Origin of the sequence: Halobacillus alkaliphilus (assembly GCF_900113125.1) — a bacterium.
Lineage (GTDB): Bacteria > Bacillota > Bacilli > Bacillales > Halobacillaceae > Halobacillus > Halobacillus alkaliphilus.
In genome coordinates this window covers 22935-36735 of record NZ_FOOG01000038.1, presented here as the reverse complement: position 1 = coordinate 36735, position 13801 = coordinate 22935, and the positions used below count along the sequence as shown (strand labels likewise).

Annotated in this window: 16 protein-coding genes and 2 rRNA genes; 17 read left to right on the top strand and 1 reads right to left on the bottom strand. The window is 41.9% G+C overall.

The annotated features are described in order from the left end of the window. From BMZ06_RS16435 to rsmI, 13 genes are all read left to right on the top strand, one after another. Nucleotides 1-115: ribosomal RNA gene (locus BMZ06_RS16435) — 23S ribosomal RNA — on the top strand; the annotation flags it as partial. 94 nt (nt 116-209) lie between these two features. Next, nucleotides 210-323, top strand: a 5S ribosomal RNA gene (rrf, locus tag BMZ06_RS16430). A 143-nt stretch (nt 324-466) separates the two neighbouring features. Next, nucleotides 467-649, top strand: coding sequence for a sigma factor G inhibitor Gin (locus BMZ06_RS16425; RefSeq protein ID WP_089753639.1), 183 nt, complete (start codon nt 467-469; stop codon nt 647-649). A gap of 127 nt (nt 650-776) precedes the next feature. After that, complete coding sequence (locus tag BMZ06_RS16420) at nt 777-2213, top strand: aminotransferase class I/II-fold pyridoxal phosphate-dependent enzyme (RefSeq protein WP_089753637.1); 1437 nt, start codon at nt 777-779, stop codon at nt 2211-2213. Continuing rightward, a complete protein-coding gene (tmk, locus tag BMZ06_RS16415) occupies nt 2210-2845 on the top strand; it encodes a dTMP kinase (RefSeq protein ID WP_089753635.1) in 636 nt (211 codons plus the stop codon). The genes BMZ06_RS16420 and tmk overlap by 4 nt, the downstream gene beginning before the upstream one ends. Nucleotides 2846-2894: 49 nt before the next feature. After that, entirely contained in the window at nt 2895-3224 is a 330-nt protein-coding gene (locus BMZ06_RS16410) for a cyclic-di-AMP receptor (protein WP_014641339.1), read from the top strand. Nucleotides 3225-3243: 19 nt separating this feature from the next. Further along, entirely contained in the window at nt 3244-3684 is a 441-nt protein-coding gene (locus BMZ06_RS16405; RefSeq protein ID WP_089753632.1) for a YaaR family protein, read from the top strand. A 15-nt stretch (nt 3685-3699) separates the two neighbouring features. Further along, nucleotides 3700-4686, top strand: a complete 987-nt coding sequence (gene holB / locus BMZ06_RS16400) for a DNA polymerase III subunit delta' (protein WP_089753630.1) — start codon at nt 3700-3702, stop codon at nt 4684-4686. 8 nt (nt 4687-4694) lie between these two features. Beyond that, nucleotides 4695-5522 (top strand): PSP1 domain-containing protein, encoded by an 828-nt coding sequence (locus BMZ06_RS16395; RefSeq protein WP_089753628.1) that lies wholly within the window; start codon nt 4695-4697, stop codon nt 5520-5522. A 16-nt stretch (nt 5523-5538) separates the two neighbouring features. Further along, the gene (gene yabA, locus BMZ06_RS16390) at nt 5539-5889 is read left to right on the top strand and encodes a DNA replication initiation control protein YabA (protein WP_041601128.1); all 351 of its coding nucleotides are present in this window, start codon (nt 5539-5541) and stop codon (nt 5887-5889) included. 778 nt (nt 5890-6667) lie between these two features. After that, nucleotides 6668-7411 carry a tRNA1(Val) (adenine(37)-N6)-methyltransferase gene (locus BMZ06_RS16385; RefSeq protein WP_089753624.1) on the top strand — a complete coding sequence of 248 codons (744 nt, stop codon included), beginning with the start codon at nt 6668-6670 and terminating at the stop codon, nt 7409-7411. Next, a complete protein-coding gene (locus BMZ06_RS16380) occupies nt 7401-7691 on the top strand; it encodes a GIY-YIG nuclease family protein (RefSeq protein ID WP_089753622.1) in 291 nt (96 codons plus the stop codon). The genes BMZ06_RS16385 and BMZ06_RS16380 overlap by 11 nt, the downstream gene beginning before the upstream one ends. Then, nucleotides 7669-8550: a 16S rRNA (cytidine(1402)-2'-O)-methyltransferase gene (gene rsmI, locus BMZ06_RS16375; RefSeq protein WP_089753620.1), complete on the top strand. Its 882-nt coding sequence runs from the start codon at nt 7669-7671 to the stop codon at nt 8548-8550. Before BMZ06_RS16380 ends, rsmI begins: the two co-directional genes overlap by 23 nt. Nucleotides 8551-8661: 111 nt before the next feature. On the opposite strand, the gene BMZ06_RS16370 is transcribed toward rsmI, so the two are convergent. Beyond that, on the bottom strand, nt 8662-8937 hold the full coding sequence (locus tag BMZ06_RS16370) for a transition state genes transcriptional regulator AbrB (RefSeq protein ID WP_014641347.1): 276 nt from the start codon (nt 8935-8937) through the stop codon (nt 8662-8664). A 425-nt stretch (nt 8938-9362) separates the two neighbouring features. Here BMZ06_RS16370 and metG point away from each other — a divergent pair, with 425 nt between their 5' ends. The 4 genes from metG to rsmA all read left to right on the top strand — a co-directional run bounded on the left by metG (nt 9363) and on the right by rsmA (nt 13784). Beyond that, nucleotides 9363-11318: a methionine--tRNA ligase gene (gene metG / locus BMZ06_RS16365; protein WP_089753617.1), complete on the top strand. Its 1956-nt coding sequence runs from the start codon at nt 9363-9365 to the stop codon at nt 11316-11318. Nucleotides 11319-11395: 77 nt separating this feature from the next. Then, nucleotides 11396-12166, top strand: a complete 771-nt coding sequence (locus tag BMZ06_RS16360) for a TatD family hydrolase (RefSeq protein WP_089753616.1) — start codon at nt 11396-11398, stop codon at nt 12164-12166. Nucleotides 12167-12352: 186 nt separating this feature from the next. Continuing rightward, a complete protein-coding gene (gene rnmV, locus BMZ06_RS16355) occupies nt 12353-12913 on the top strand; it encodes a ribonuclease M5 (RefSeq protein ID WP_089753614.1) in 561 nt (186 codons plus the stop codon). Then, a complete protein-coding gene (gene rsmA, locus BMZ06_RS16350) occupies nt 12906-13784 on the top strand; it encodes a 16S rRNA (adenine(1518)-N(6)/adenine(1519)-N(6))-dimethyltransferase RsmA (RefSeq protein ID WP_089753612.1) in 879 nt (292 codons plus the stop codon). Before rnmV ends, rsmA begins: the two co-directional genes overlap by 8 nt. Nucleotides 13785-13801: the final 17 nt, after the last annotated feature.

Genomic DNA, 13801 nt, shown 5'->3' with positions numbered 1-13801 from the left:
TCCCCTTACGCCAAGTAAGTAAGATCCCTCAGAGACGATGAGGTTGATAGGTCCGAGGTGGAAGCGTGGTGACACGTGGAGCTGACGGATACTAATGGATCGATGACTTATCTATCCTTTAAAAAAGAAGTCGGAAGAGACGTTCGCTCGTCCGATGGTTGAATGATTGCCTTATCCAGTTTTGAGGGTTTACCTCAAACTGTATATGATGTGGTGGTGAAGGCGAAGAGGTCACACCTGTTCCCATGCCGAACACAGAAGTTAAGCTCTTCAGCGCCGATGGTAGTCGGGTCGATCCCCGTGAGAGTAGGACGCCGCCACGTCAATAGTTAACCTTAGAATAAGTTCTAAGGTTTTTTTGTATCTTTTTTTAATGATAGAAGTATATAAATGATAGATTCGGAGATACTAGAAATAGATATAATACCTGGTTAAAAGATTAGAAGAAAGCAGGGAGGGAATTTGAATGAGTCGTAAAGAGTGCTGCAGCATATGTTCGAAAGAAACGGAAGACGGCATATTTTTATTAAGAGTTTATATCTGTGCTTCTTGTGAACAAGAAATGATACAGACGTCCACCGACGATCCTAAATACCAGTTTTTTGTGAATCAGATGGCTAAAGCTCATCGGTCCATGATCCTTTCTTAAGAAAAGCTTAGCAGCTATGAGAGAATCACTTCATTTAGGATGAGGTGATTTTTTTTATGGTCGAATTGCTCCGCGCCCGGGTTTTCTGTACGATAGGATGAGAGATTAAAAAAGTAGGTGAATACTAGTGCACGATCAAAATCAAACGCCGCTTTACGATGCGTTAATTTATCATTTGAAGCAGGATCCTATTACCTTTCATGTCCCAGGACATAAGTTTGGAAAGGTATGGCCGGATAAAGGTCAAGAGAGTTTTCAATCTATTTTATCCATAGATGTCACCGAAATTCACGGACTTGATGATTTACACTCTCCTCAAGGAGTAATTGCTGAGGCGCAGGATTTGACCAGGCGTTATTTCGGCAGTGATGAGTCCTTTTTTTTAGTGAATGGAAGTACAACGGGAAACATAGCGATGATTCTTGCTATATGTCAACGTGGAGATACTATTATTGTACAAAGAAACAGTCATCAATCAGTGTTACATGGAATCGAACTGGCAGGGGCTTCTCCTGTTTTTATTTCTCCTGAATTTGAAGTGGAAACCGGGCGGTATAGTAAGCTTTCGGCAGAATCGGTTCAACATGCCATTACCATGTACCCTGAAGCAAAGGCTGTATTTTTAACGTACCCGGATTATTTTGGGCGTACATATGATTTAAATCAAGTAGTGGAAACCATCCACGCACATAACCTTCCAGTGCTGGTCGATGAGGCGCACGGAGTCCATTTTCAGCTGGGAGATCCTTTTCCAACTTCCGCTTTACGCTCCGGGGCCGATGCGGTTGTTCAATCTGCCCACAAAATGGCTCCAGCTATGACAATGAGCTCGTATCTACATTGCCAAAAAGATCGCTTTCCAGTATATAAATTAAAGCATTATTTAAAACTTCTGCAATCAAGCAGCCCATCCTATCCCTTGATGGCAAGTCTGGATCTAGCCAGATATTTTTTAGCACAGCGGACGGAAGACGAATTACGATCTACTCTGACTTTTATTCATGAAGTAAGAGAGATTTTTAAGAAAGCAACCAGCCAGTGGGAAGTAAAGCCGCTTTCTGTCTATGATGATCCTCTTAAGATGACGTTAGAAGCCAGAGAGCTTACCGGTTTTGATATAGCTCAAGTATTGGAGAATCTCAAAATTTACCCTGAACTTGCTACTTCCGATCAAGTATTAATAACGTTCGGATTAAGTCCTCATTTGGATGCGGAACTCTTAAAACAGCGCCTGGATGATGTAGATTCGCAATTAAAAAACAAAGAAAAGCGTGCTACAATAAAAATAGACCAACCATCGTTTCCTAAAATTCAAACCTTAGATATAAGCTACTCTGATTTAGAAGTCAGTCCATCAGAATGGGCTGAGTGGTCTAAAGCTGTGGGTTACGTATCAGCTGAAGATGTCATTCCATATCCTCCGGGAATCCCTTTACTTATGAAAGGGGAGCGAATATCTAACGATCATAGAAAACAAATCCAGTCGCTTCTGGGACAAGGAGCTCGTTTTCAAAATGAAAGAATTGGAGAAGGAGTACGAGTGGTTAAAGGAGAATTGTCGTGAATGGATTATTTGTAACATTTGAAGGCGGAGAAGGAGCAGGGAAGTCTTCCATGCTGAATGCCATTGGAAAAGAATTGAGTGAAGAAGGGTACCAGGTACTTGAAACAAGGGAACCGGGCGGAATCGAGATCGCTGAAAAGATCAGGCACGTGATTTTGGATACTTCTCACACAGCCATGGATGCCCGTACAGAGGCGCTTCTATATGCAGCAGCACGAAGACAGCATTTAGTAGAAAAAGTAGTGCCAGCGCTGCAGGAAGGGAAAATTGTGTTATGCGACCGCTTCATTGATTCCAGTTTAGCCTATCAAGGGTATGCGCGGGGGCTAGGAATGGATGAAGTGTACAAAGTAAACGATTTTGCCATTGAACATTGCATGCCTGAACTCACGCTGCTTTTTGATATAGAACCGAGTGAAGGGTTGAGCCGAATTGCAGCCAACAAAGGAAGAGAGCAGAATCGTTTAGACCTTGAGGAAATAGATTTTCACCAAAAGGTTCACGATGCTTACCACCAATTGGCTGGCAAGTATCCCAACCGTATTAAAGTGATCAATGCCGGGCAGCCTTTTGATAAGGTGAAAACAGCAGCTTATCAAGTTCTTCGCACCCGTCTTCCCGCAGCTAAATAACTAATTTTGTTATAATGATATAAAATACCCAACAGGAGGGTCCGATCCAATGAAAATGATCATTGCGGTTGTCCAGGACAAAGACAGTAATCGTTTGACCGATGCCTTAGCAGAGAACGATTTTAAAACCACTAAATTATCTACGACAGGTGGTTTCCTAAGAGAAGGAAATACCACATTTATGATTGGTTGTGAGGACGGAGAAGTGGACGATGCTCTGGAAATCATAAGAAATAACTGCAGTCAGCGTGAACAAATGGTAGCGCCTATTTCTCCAATGGGAGGCAATGCCGATTCCTATATACCTAAGCCTGTAAAAGTAGAAGTCGGTGGCGCTACGGTCTTTATTTTACCTATCGATTCTTTTTTCCAGTTTTAACGTAAAGGAGCCGCCTTACATGAAAATCACCCATGATATGCGAACTCAAATGGAGTCTGCCCAAAAGCAAGCGGCTCAACAATCCCAAGGCAGACCAAAATTTGATCAACTTGTTCAATCCCAAACCAGGCAGCTTCAAGAAGTTCAGCTAAACCAGCTTATCAAAAGTATAAATGCTCAAGGGGAGCGTGTAGCCCGGTTTCGTTCCTTTCGCGACCTGGCTAAATATAAGAGACTGATCAAGGATTTCGTTAAAGAATCCGTCAATTATGGAATGAACTTAAAACATTCCCACAGTTGGAATCATCATGGACAAACTAGGAAACTAACTCTCGTAGAGTCAGTTGATGAAAAATTAGCCGAGCTGACGGAAGCTATGATGGATGAGGAGAAGAAAACAATCGACTTACTGGGGTTTATTGGAGAGATTAAAGGTCTGCTCATTAATTTATATACGTAAGGACGGACGAACAATATGCAGACATGGACAGAAATGAAAGAAATTCAACCTTTAGCTGCTCAGATGCTAATGAACAGCTTCCATAAGGACCGTATTTCGCATGCCTATTTATTTCAAGGAAATCGCGGAACCGGTAAAAGGGAAATGAGTATTCTTTTTGCTAAAAGTATCTTCTGTAAATTTCGTGAAGGGGCTGCTCCCTGTCAGTCATGCCGGGATTGCAATAGAATAGATTCAGGAAACCACCCGGATCTTCATTGGATTGAACCGGATGGTCAATCCATTAAAAAAGAGCAAATCCTTCATCTTCAGAAAGAATTCACTTATACCGGTCTGGAATCTAATCGAAAAGTTTATATCATCGTTGATGCCGATCGGATGACCACCAATGCTTCTAACCGTCTGTTGAAGTTTCTGGAAGAACCGAGCCAGCAGACAACGGCTATGCTGCTTACGGAAAGCGGCCAGACAATGCTGGACACGATACGATCACGCTGTCAGCTTCTCGCTTTTCAGCCTCTTAACCCAGAGCGAGTGGAGAGTAAACTTATAGAAGAAGGCGTGTCTCAATCAAACGCAAAAATATTAGCTTCTTTAACAAATAATTTAACGGAAGCTATGGAGATTAATGATGATGATTGGTTTGCTAATGTGCGAAAATTAGTGATACAATTAATTGAAGTGCTTCAAAATAAACCAAATGAAGGACTTCTATTTATCAACCATCAGTGGATGCCTCACTTTAAAGAGAGACAACAGCTACAGCGCGGTCTTGATGTCTTAATGCTCTGGTTCCAGGATGTAATTAACTATTATTTGGACCGGGAAAATTCCATCGTCTTTACAACGGAACGGGAGAAATTAGAGCAGGCGGCCATGAGGTGGTCGAGGCAGTCAGCAGCGCAGTGTTTGTCCTATATCCTTGAGGCGAAACGAAAGATAAATCAAAATGTCCATCCTAATTTAGTGATGGAACAACTTACCCTTCAACTACAGAGGTGATGATCCGGATGATCGAAGTTGTAGGTGTCCGATTTAAACAGGCGGGAAAAATTTATTATTTTGACCCTGGACAGTTAAAAATGACCACAGAGGATTATGTGATTGTCGAAACCGTGCGCGGTATTGAATTCGGAAAAGTTGTCATTGCTAATAAATCCGTAGATGAAGAAGACGTAGTCTTACCACTTAAGAAAGTCATTCGTATTGCGGATGATAAGGATAAGGTGACGGTGGATGAAAACAACGACAACGCTGCAGAGGCTTATCGTGTCTGCGAAGCGAAAATCCGTGAACATAAATTGGACATGAATCTTGTAGACGTAGAATATACGTTTGATCGTAATAAAGTAATTTTTTATTTTACAGCGGACGGCCGAGTTGATTTCCGAACGCTGGTTAAAGACTTAGCTTCCGTGTTTAAAACCCGGATAGAGCTGCGCCAGATTGGAGTCCGGGATGAAGCCAAAATGCTTGGTGGTATCGGTCCATGCGGACGCATGCTATGCTGTTCAACATTTCTGGGTGATTTTGAACCTGTATCCATAAAAATGGCGAAAGACCAGAATCTCTCGTTAAATCCAGCGAAAATTTCAGGATTGTGCGGGAGGCTCATGTGCTACCTTAAGTATGAAAACGATGATTATGAAGCTGCTAAGAAGGAGCTTCCCGATTTAGGCGAGAACATTGCTACTTCCTTCGGGAAAGGGAAAGTCGTCGGTTTAAATATGCTGGAGCGCATGGTCCAGATCGAATTTAGAGAAAAAGAACGTGTTCTTGAGTACTCCCTGCAGGAATTAATTGATGAGGGAGTCGTCCAAACCGAAGCCGCAGAATAAAAGGGTGGAGTCAAGCGTGAATAAAAAAGCTATATTCGAACATGTATCCCATTTAGAATCTCAAATAGGAGAGCTTTATGAACAGCTCGGTGATCTGAAAAAACAGCTCGCTTATCTACTAGAAGAAAATCAACATTTATCGCTTGAAAATCATCACTTGCGGCAGCGTTTAGACAAAGAACATGAAGCAGAAAAGCAAAAGGCCTCTTCAGGCACAAAGCAGGAACGCGGTCCTGCTGTAGGTGAAGGTTACGATAACCTGGCCAGGCTTTATGAAGAGGGGTTTCACATTTGTAATTTACACTTTGGAAGCCCGAGAGATGAAGACTGCTTATTTTGTCTCTCCTTTTTAAATAAGAAAAAATAATCCCAGGTCCAAGCCTTTCCTTGCTCTTCCAAGGAAAGGCTCTCTTTATATTAAGGTCTGTTAAATCTTGTTGTTGATTTCATAAGAGATTTATTAAAGTATAAGGCCGGATTGTGTAAGACTCAGTTTCGAGATAAGTTGGGTCCGTTACTATATGTGGAGAAGGGCTGGTGGGGAAATAACTCGCTTTCCTATGGGGGAACGGTGAGCTTCCTCGCTCGTTTTCACTCCCTGCGGGATCTCACCTGATTCCTTCTCCCATGGGAGTCTCGCCATTTCCCCAACAGCCCAACTTTATTAGGGCGAACGGACCCTTCGGAAAGAGAGAATCCTCCCTTCCTTAACCTGTTTGAAATGTTTATGCAACAGGCTGTCTCGCATAGTTTAGCTTGAATAAAGAAAATATGCTCATGTGGTTATTTTTCTTAAGCGGGTGAAGGATGACCTCGTTTCGAGCCTCTGATTTGGGCCAGGGCCGGAGGGGGATGATGAAGACTCCTGCGGGATGAACATGATCGGTGAGATCCCGCAAGGGCTGTTAAGCCCGAGGAAGCTCACCACATGCCCGCGGAAAGCGAAATCGTCCCCCGGAGGACCGAATTCTCACAAATGTCTCGAAATCAATTATTCAACTAATGGGAGCTTTTCTTTTACAATTAACACGGAGAATTAACTGAGTTTAATATTAAATAAAAAACGTCAATGATAAGCTTATTAGGAACATCTATAATAATGAAGATCTGATTAACTTCCATACGTTAGAAAGGAAACAAGCATGATGGTACAACTATATGATGACGAACGAATTGACTTTTTATTAGCAAAGCAAAATATGAGAATCATTCAAAGTCCGACGGTATTTGCTTTTTCTCTTGATGCTGTATTACTGGCTGATTTTACATATGTGCCTAAAACAAGAGGGAAAATTCTCGATCTTTGTACGGGTAATGGCGTCATTCCTTTATTTCTATCTACCCGTTCTGAAGTACCCATAACCGGTGTGGAAATTCAGGAAAGACTATATGACATGGCTTGCCGGAATATTGAGTTAAATAAACTCGACACACAGCTCGACATGATTCGTGGCGATCTAAAAGATATGCCCGCTCGATACGGCAATCGAAAATTTGACCTCGTTACCTGTAATCCTCCTTATTTCCCTACTCCTCAAATGGATGAGCGGAATATAAATGAACATTTGGCAATTGCCCGTCATGAGATTTATTGTACGCTTGAAGAGGTTATAGAAGCTTGCAGCCGATTAGCTAAATCCGGAGGTAAAGTATCTATGGTTCATCGCCCAGAGCGGATGGTAGAGATCATAGAGCTATTTCGAAAACACCGCTTAGAGCCTAAGCGGATGCGTCTCGTTTATCCAAAGGAAGGAAAAGAAGCAAATACTTTATTAATTGAAGGAACCAGAGATGGCAAACCAGGACTTAAGATTCTGCCTCCTTTATATGCCCTTACTTCCGAAGGTGAATACACTTCTGAATTGAAGGAGATTCTGTATGGGGAATAGTCATATCGTGTATATTCTGCGCTGCAGTGATCAATCGCTTTATACAGGCTACACGAATAATCTGGAAGCGCGTTTAAAAAAGCATGAGCTTGGAAAAGGCGCCAAGTACACACGCGGCCGGGGTCCCTTTAAACTTGAATATACAAAAGCATTCGAAACTAAACGAGAAGCTTTGCAACAGGAATATCGAATTAAGCAATTATCCCGTGTGAAAAAAGAACAATGGATTACTGAAACATTGGAAGGAGAGACCGAAGTTGAAAATACAGAAAAGCTATAATAAAGATGGATCAGAATCTGGAACTTTATATGTTGTTCCTACCCCTATAGGTAATTTAGAAGATATGACGTTTAGAGCTGTCTCAACTCTAAATGAGGTTGCTGGAATTGCAGCAGAGGATACAAGAAATACCAAAAAATTGATGAATCACTTTAGTATTCAAACTCCATTAATCAGCTATCATGAACATAATAAACAAAGCCGTGGTCCTCAGCTGATCGAGCGCATGAGGAACGGTGAACAGCTCGCTGTAGTCAGCGATGCCGGTATGCCGGGAATCTCAGACCCTGGGTCAGATCTGGTTAAAGAGTGCGTTGAAGAGGATATTCCTGTGGTTGTGCTTCCCGGAGCAAATGCGGCTCTTCCTGCGCTAGCTGGTTCTGGAATTTCTACCGAAAAATTTTATTTTTGTGGCTTTTTGCCACGTAAGAAAAAGGACCGAATAGAAGAATTGGAAAAACTGCAATCTTTACAAGCCACTTTAATCTTTTATGAATCACCGCACCGCTTAAAAGAAATGCTTTCCCATACACATGAACAATTGGGAAATCGAAAAGCGACGATCGCGAGGGAACTATCAAAAAGGTATGAAGAATTCGTAAGAGGAAACTTGGAAGAACTCCTTGAATGGTCTGCGAAAGAGGAAATACGGGGGGAATTCTGCATCATTGTTGAAGGGGCATCCTTTGAAGAGGAAGAAGAGGATCCATTCTGGTGGACACACTTATCCGTTATTGAACATGTGGAACACTACATGGAAAAAGAGCAGATGAAGAGCAAGCAGGCAATTAAACAAACATCCATGGATCGAAAACTATCCAAGCGAGAGGTGTACCAGGCTTACCATGTGCATGAATAAAGATATCCCTTACTGCCAGGCCTGTGAACAGTAAGGGATTTCATATTACAACATATGTCTAGTTGTTTCTTTCTCTTTATTAACCAATGTCGTCATTCTTTGTTTATTTATCTATTTAAGATTTTGCTGCAGTTCTTGCAAGAGAATTTGTGCGCCTTCTTTACTTAACACAAGATTGCCATTTGCTAGTTTCATATTTTCATCAGAAACTTCCCCCGTAACATGGCAAGTCATGTTAGGCTTGTACTTTTTAAGGACGATGCGATCATCATCAACATAAATTTCCAATGCGTCCTTCTCATTGATTCCTAATGTACGACGTAGTTCGATCGGAATTACCACACGACCTAACTCGTCAACTTTACGTACGATACCTGTAGATTTCATTTTTTTGTCTCCCCTCAATCAAAAGTTATTTCGTCATGTTTCGACATATGTCTCGCAATTATAGTACCAACCATTCCCAAACGTGTCAATTACTTATAACCCAAATTTATTTCCATTTTAATATACCTTGGAGGGTATTTGGGTTAGTGTCACTGAGTAGGTGAGCAGGCCTGTGTGAGTAATAGAAACTCTCTACTCTACCAAAAATGGTTGAAATAACCATATTTTGATTACACTTCATTTTACCAAAGTAATGACAGATGTGAAATGTATAATCTTGACTTTTTTTTGACAGTTATCCAATTCGTTCGGTATATTTTAATGTTAGGAATGGAAATAAAGTAGATAAATCGATAAAATGTTACAATAGCCATTATGAATGAAAAGAAGCTTACACAGCTTGGAATTTCAGAGGAGGGAAAATAATGCCTGAGGAAAAGAAGACCTTTTACATTACTACGCCGATTTATTACCCTAGCGGTAATCTTCATATCGGACATGCTTACACGACTGTAGCCGGTGATGCTATGGCAAGATATAAACGATTGCAAGGATATGAAGTCATGTACTTAACCGGTACTGATGAGCATGGACAGAAGATCCAGCGTAAAGCAGAGGAACAAGGGGTGCAGCCCCAGGTTTACGTGGATGAGATTGTCAGCGGCATTAATGATTTATGGGATAAACTCGACATTTCTTACGATGATTTTATTCGTACTACGCAAGATCGTCACAAAGAAGTCGTTACGAAAATCTTTGATTACTTAATGAAAAAAGGCGATATCTATTTAGATGAATATGAAGGCTGGTATTGTACTTCCTGTGAATCCTTTTTCACAGAACGTCAGCTTGATGAAGGTCACTGCCCAGATTGCGGCGGTCCAGTCGAAAAGGTTAAAGAAGAATCCTACTTCTTTAAAATGAGTAATTACGTAGATCAATTGCTAGAATTCTACGAAAACAATCCTTCATTCATACAGCCGGAGAGCCGAAAAAATGAAATGATTAATAACTTCATTAAGCCGGGACTCGAAGACCTGGCCGTTTCCCGAACCACTTTCGACTGGGGAGTAGAGGTTCCTGGTAACGCAAAACACGTTATTTATGTGTGGATTGATGCGTTAAGTAACTATATTTCTGCTCTAGGGTTCGATACAGAAGACGATGAGCGCTATCAGAAATTCTGGCCAGCTGATGTTCAGCTTGTAGGAAAGGAAATAGTACGCTTCCACACGATTTATTGGCCTATCATGCTCATGGCTCTCGATCTCCCGCTTCCGAAAAAAGTCTTTGCCCATGGCTGGATTTTGATGAAAGACGGAAAAATGTCTAAATCTAAAGGGAATGTTGTAGACCCTGTCCAGCTAAGTGAACGTTATGGTCTCGATGCACTTCGTTACTACCTGCTTCGTGAAGTTCCATTTGGATCTGATGGTGTCTTCACTCCGGAAGCATTCGTAGAACGGACTAACTATGACCTGGCCAATGACCTCGGGAATTTACTAAATCGCACGGTAGCTATGGTTAGTAAATACTTTGATGGTCAAATTCCTGAACTTACCCTTGGTGAAGACGAATATGATCAGAGTCTGGAAAAGCTTGCGCTTGAAACCCGCCATAATGTAGAGAACGCTCTTGAGAACATGGAGTTCTCAGTAGCTCTTTCTGATTTATGGAAGTTTATCAGCCGTACGAATAAATATATTGATGAGACGCAGCCGTGGATCCTGGCTAAAGATGAAAGTAAGAAAGATCGTCTTGGTAATGTTATGGCCCACCTGACAGAGTCCTTGCGCCAAATTGCAGTTATGCTTCAGCCGTTCTTAACTCGTACTCCTGAACGTATTTTCACACAGCTTGGTGTAAAAGAAGAAGCGCAGAAAACGTGGCAGAGTCTTAGCGAGTTTGGTGCGATTGAAGCGGGAACGACCGTTCAGAAAGAAGAGCCGATTTTCCCTCGTCTGGATGCCGAAGAAGAAACACAGATTATTAAGGATATGATGAAGAAGCCTGCTGCTCCAAAGGAAGAAGAGCAGGAAGCAAAGCCGGAAACCGATGAAGTCACAATCGATGATTTCATGAAGCTTGATTTCCGTGTGGCTGAAGTCGTTAAGGCAGAGCCAGTGAAAAAAACGGATAAACTATTAAAGATTCAGCTGGATCTTGGTTATGAAAAACGCCAGGTCATTTCGGGTATCGCTGAACATTATACTCCAGAACAGCTGGTTGGCAAAAAAGTAATTTGCATCACGAATTTGAAACCTGTGAAACTTCGCGGCGAACTTTCTCAAGGAATGATTCTAGCCGGTGAAGATGATCAGGGAACACTGTCCTTAGCTTCCGTGGATCAGACGTTAAGCAATGGCACTAAAGTGAAATAACTGAAGGAATGACAGAAAGGGAGAGCCAGACTAAGCTTTCCCTTTTTGTTATCAAATGAAGAAGAAAGGGGATTTCTATGCTTTTTGATACACATGTCCACTTAAATGCGGATCAATTCGAGGAAGATTTGGAAGCTACCATTCAACGCGCCAATGAAGCGGGAGTAGAGTATATGACGGTCGTTGGCTTTGATCATAAAACGATCCCTAAAGCTATTGAAATTGCTGAAAGCCATGAGAAAATTTATGCGGCTGTCGGCTGGCACCCTGTTGATGCTATTGACTTCTCAGACAAGGAGCTTGATTGGATTGAAGAACTTTCCTCTCATCCTAAGGTGGTTGCAATAGGAGAAATGGGGCTGGATTACCATTGGGACAAGTCTCCGGCAGAAGTTCAGAAAGAGGTCTTTCGAAAACAAATCCGTCTGGCTAAGAAAGTGAAGATGCCCATTATTATTCATAATCGTGAAGCGACTGATGATATCGTGGAACTATTAAAAGAAGAAGACGCTTCTGAAGTAGGAGGAATCATGCATTGCTATAGCGGCCCGGTTGAGACGGCCCAGGAATGTATAGACATGAACTTTATGATTTCTCTCGGGGGACCGGTCACCTTTAAAAATGCCAAGCTGCCAAAAGAAGTGGCTAAAGCGATAGACTTGAAGCACATGCTGGTAGAAACGGATTGCCCATTCCTTGCCCCTCATCCCAATCGAGGCAAGCGCAATGAGCCGGCATACGTAAAACTTGTAGCCGAACAAATAGCTGATTTAAAAGGAATCACCTTTGAAGAGGTGAGTGAAGTGACGACTTCAAACGCTCTTCAGTTTTTTGGTATTGAATCATAATACAGGATCAATTGTTACAGAAAGACCTTTCATTATAAGGAACAAGCACTGAGCTTCGGCCGTCAGCAAGTTAAGGTCAAAGTTCTGGACTAAGCAGAGGCATCCGTCCTCTGCTTTTTTTCCGTTATACACTCGTGGTATGCTATGAAAAGATTAATTGAGGTGAATAAACGGGAGGAAATAAAGTTGAAAATAAAAGAAGTGATTGTAGTGGAGGGAAAAGATGATACCGCAAGAATTCGAGAAGCCGTGGAGGCCGACACCATTGAAACCAATGGATCTGCTATTGACGAAGAGGTGTTAGAGCAGATCAGCCACGCTCAGGCTAAACGAGGGGTTATCATCTTTACGGATCCTGATTTTCCTGGAGAGCGGATTCGACACATCGTAGATCAATACGTACCTGGCTGCAAGCATGCTTTTTTACCTAAGCATTTGGCGCGTGCCAAACGTGATAAAGGGGTGGGAATTGAACATGCCACTGTAGATGATATTCAGGAAGCTTTGGGCTCTGTGTATGAACTAATGGAGTTATCCGAAGGTTACATTACCAAAGAGGATTTAATTGATTATGGCCTGATTGGAGGGCCTTCTGCAAGAAAACGGAGAGAAAAATTAGGAATTGAACTTCATATTGGCAAAACCAACGGGAAACAGTTGCTGCGCCGATTAAATATGTTTCAAATCACTGCAGAGCAATTAGAAGAGGCGATGCAGCGTATCATAGAGGAGGAAAGTAATGAATAATAAAGCAGTCGCTACACCCACGCGGACAAAGGAAATATTAGAAACGTATGGATTTTCTTTCAAGAAAAGTCTGGGTCAAAATTTCTTAATAGATGTAAATATATTGAAAAACATAATCGAGCATGCAGGGATTGACCATTCTGTAGGAGCGATTGAAATTGGGCCAGGGATTGGAGCTCTTACAGAACAACTGGCTATTCATGCTGATCGGGTGGCTGCTTTTGAAATTGACCAGCGTCTGCTCCCTATTCTTGAAGATACGCTCAGTGCTTACGATAATGTACACATTATCAATCAGGACATATTAGAAGCTGATGTGACAAGTGTTATTAAGAATACCTTTCATGAAGGACAGGAGATTCACGTCGTAGCGAATCTTCCCTATTACATTACTACTCCGATCTTAATGAAACTGCTGATGGATCAACTTCCGATTGACAGTATCACTGTGATGATCCAAAAAGAAGTGGCTGACCGTATGGCCGCTGAACCAAATACAAAAAGCTACGGTTCTCTTTCTATAGCGGTACAATATTATACCGAAGCTCATGTATCCATGAACGTACCTAAGACCGTGTTTATGCCGCAGCCTAATGTTGATTCTTCTGTGCTTCATCTTAAAATGCGCGATCAGCCTCCTGTTGAAGTAGAAGATGAGAATTTCTTTTTTGAGATCGCCAGAGCAACATTTGGCCAGCGTCGCAAAACTTTAATGAATAACTTAGCCCGGCATTTTAAAGGTAAAATGGATAAGGAAGAAATTCGACAGCGTCTGCAGAGAGCTGATATTGATCCAGGACGCCGTGGTGAATCATTAACGATGGTAGAGTTTGCTCGATTAGCAAATGTTTTTTATTCAGAGTCGATCTAAATGACACAGGGCAGCCA

What these genes read in the sequence shown, in the direction of transcription:
- BMZ06_RS16425 (WP_089753639.1), top strand. Translation starts at nt 467, where the DNA reads ATGAGTCGTAAAGAGTGCTGCAGCATATGTTCGAAAGAAACGGAAGAC.
- holB (WP_089753630.1), top strand. Translation starts at nt 3,700, where the DNA reads ATGCAGACATGGACAGAAATGAAAGAAATTCAACCTTTAGCTGCTCAG.
- BMZ06_RS16405 (WP_089753632.1), top strand. Translation starts at nt 3,244, where the DNA reads ATGAAAATCACCCATGATATGCGAACTCAAATGGAGTCTGCCCAAAAG.
- metG (WP_089753617.1), top strand. Translation starts at nt 9,363, where the DNA reads ATGCCTGAGGAAAAGAAGACCTTTTACATTACTACGCCGATTTATTAC.
- rsmA (WP_089753612.1), top strand. Translation starts at nt 12,906, where the DNA reads ATGAATAATAAAGCAGTCGCTACACCCACGCGGACAAAGGAAATATTA.
- BMZ06_RS16360 (WP_089753616.1), top strand. Translation starts at nt 11,396, where the DNA reads ATGCTTTTTGATACACATGTCCACTTAAATGCGGATCAATTCGAGGAA.
- BMZ06_RS16395 (WP_089753628.1), top strand. Translation starts at nt 4,695, where the DNA reads ATGATCGAAGTTGTAGGTGTCCGATTTAAACAGGCGGGAAAAATTTAT.
- BMZ06_RS16370 (WP_014641347.1), bottom strand. Translation starts at nt 8,937, where the DNA reads ATGAAATCTACAGGTATCGTACGTAAAGTTGACGAGTTAGGTCGTGTG.
- BMZ06_RS16380 (WP_089753622.1), top strand. Translation starts at nt 7,401, where the DNA reads ATGGGGAATAGTCATATCGTGTATATTCTGCGCTGCAGTGATCAATCG.
- BMZ06_RS16410 (WP_014641339.1), top strand. Translation starts at nt 2,895, where the DNA reads ATGAAAATGATCATTGCGGTTGTCCAGGACAAAGACAGTAATCGTTTG.
- BMZ06_RS16385 (WP_089753624.1), top strand. Translation starts at nt 6,668, where the DNA reads ATGGTACAACTATATGATGACGAACGAATTGACTTTTTATTAGCAAAG.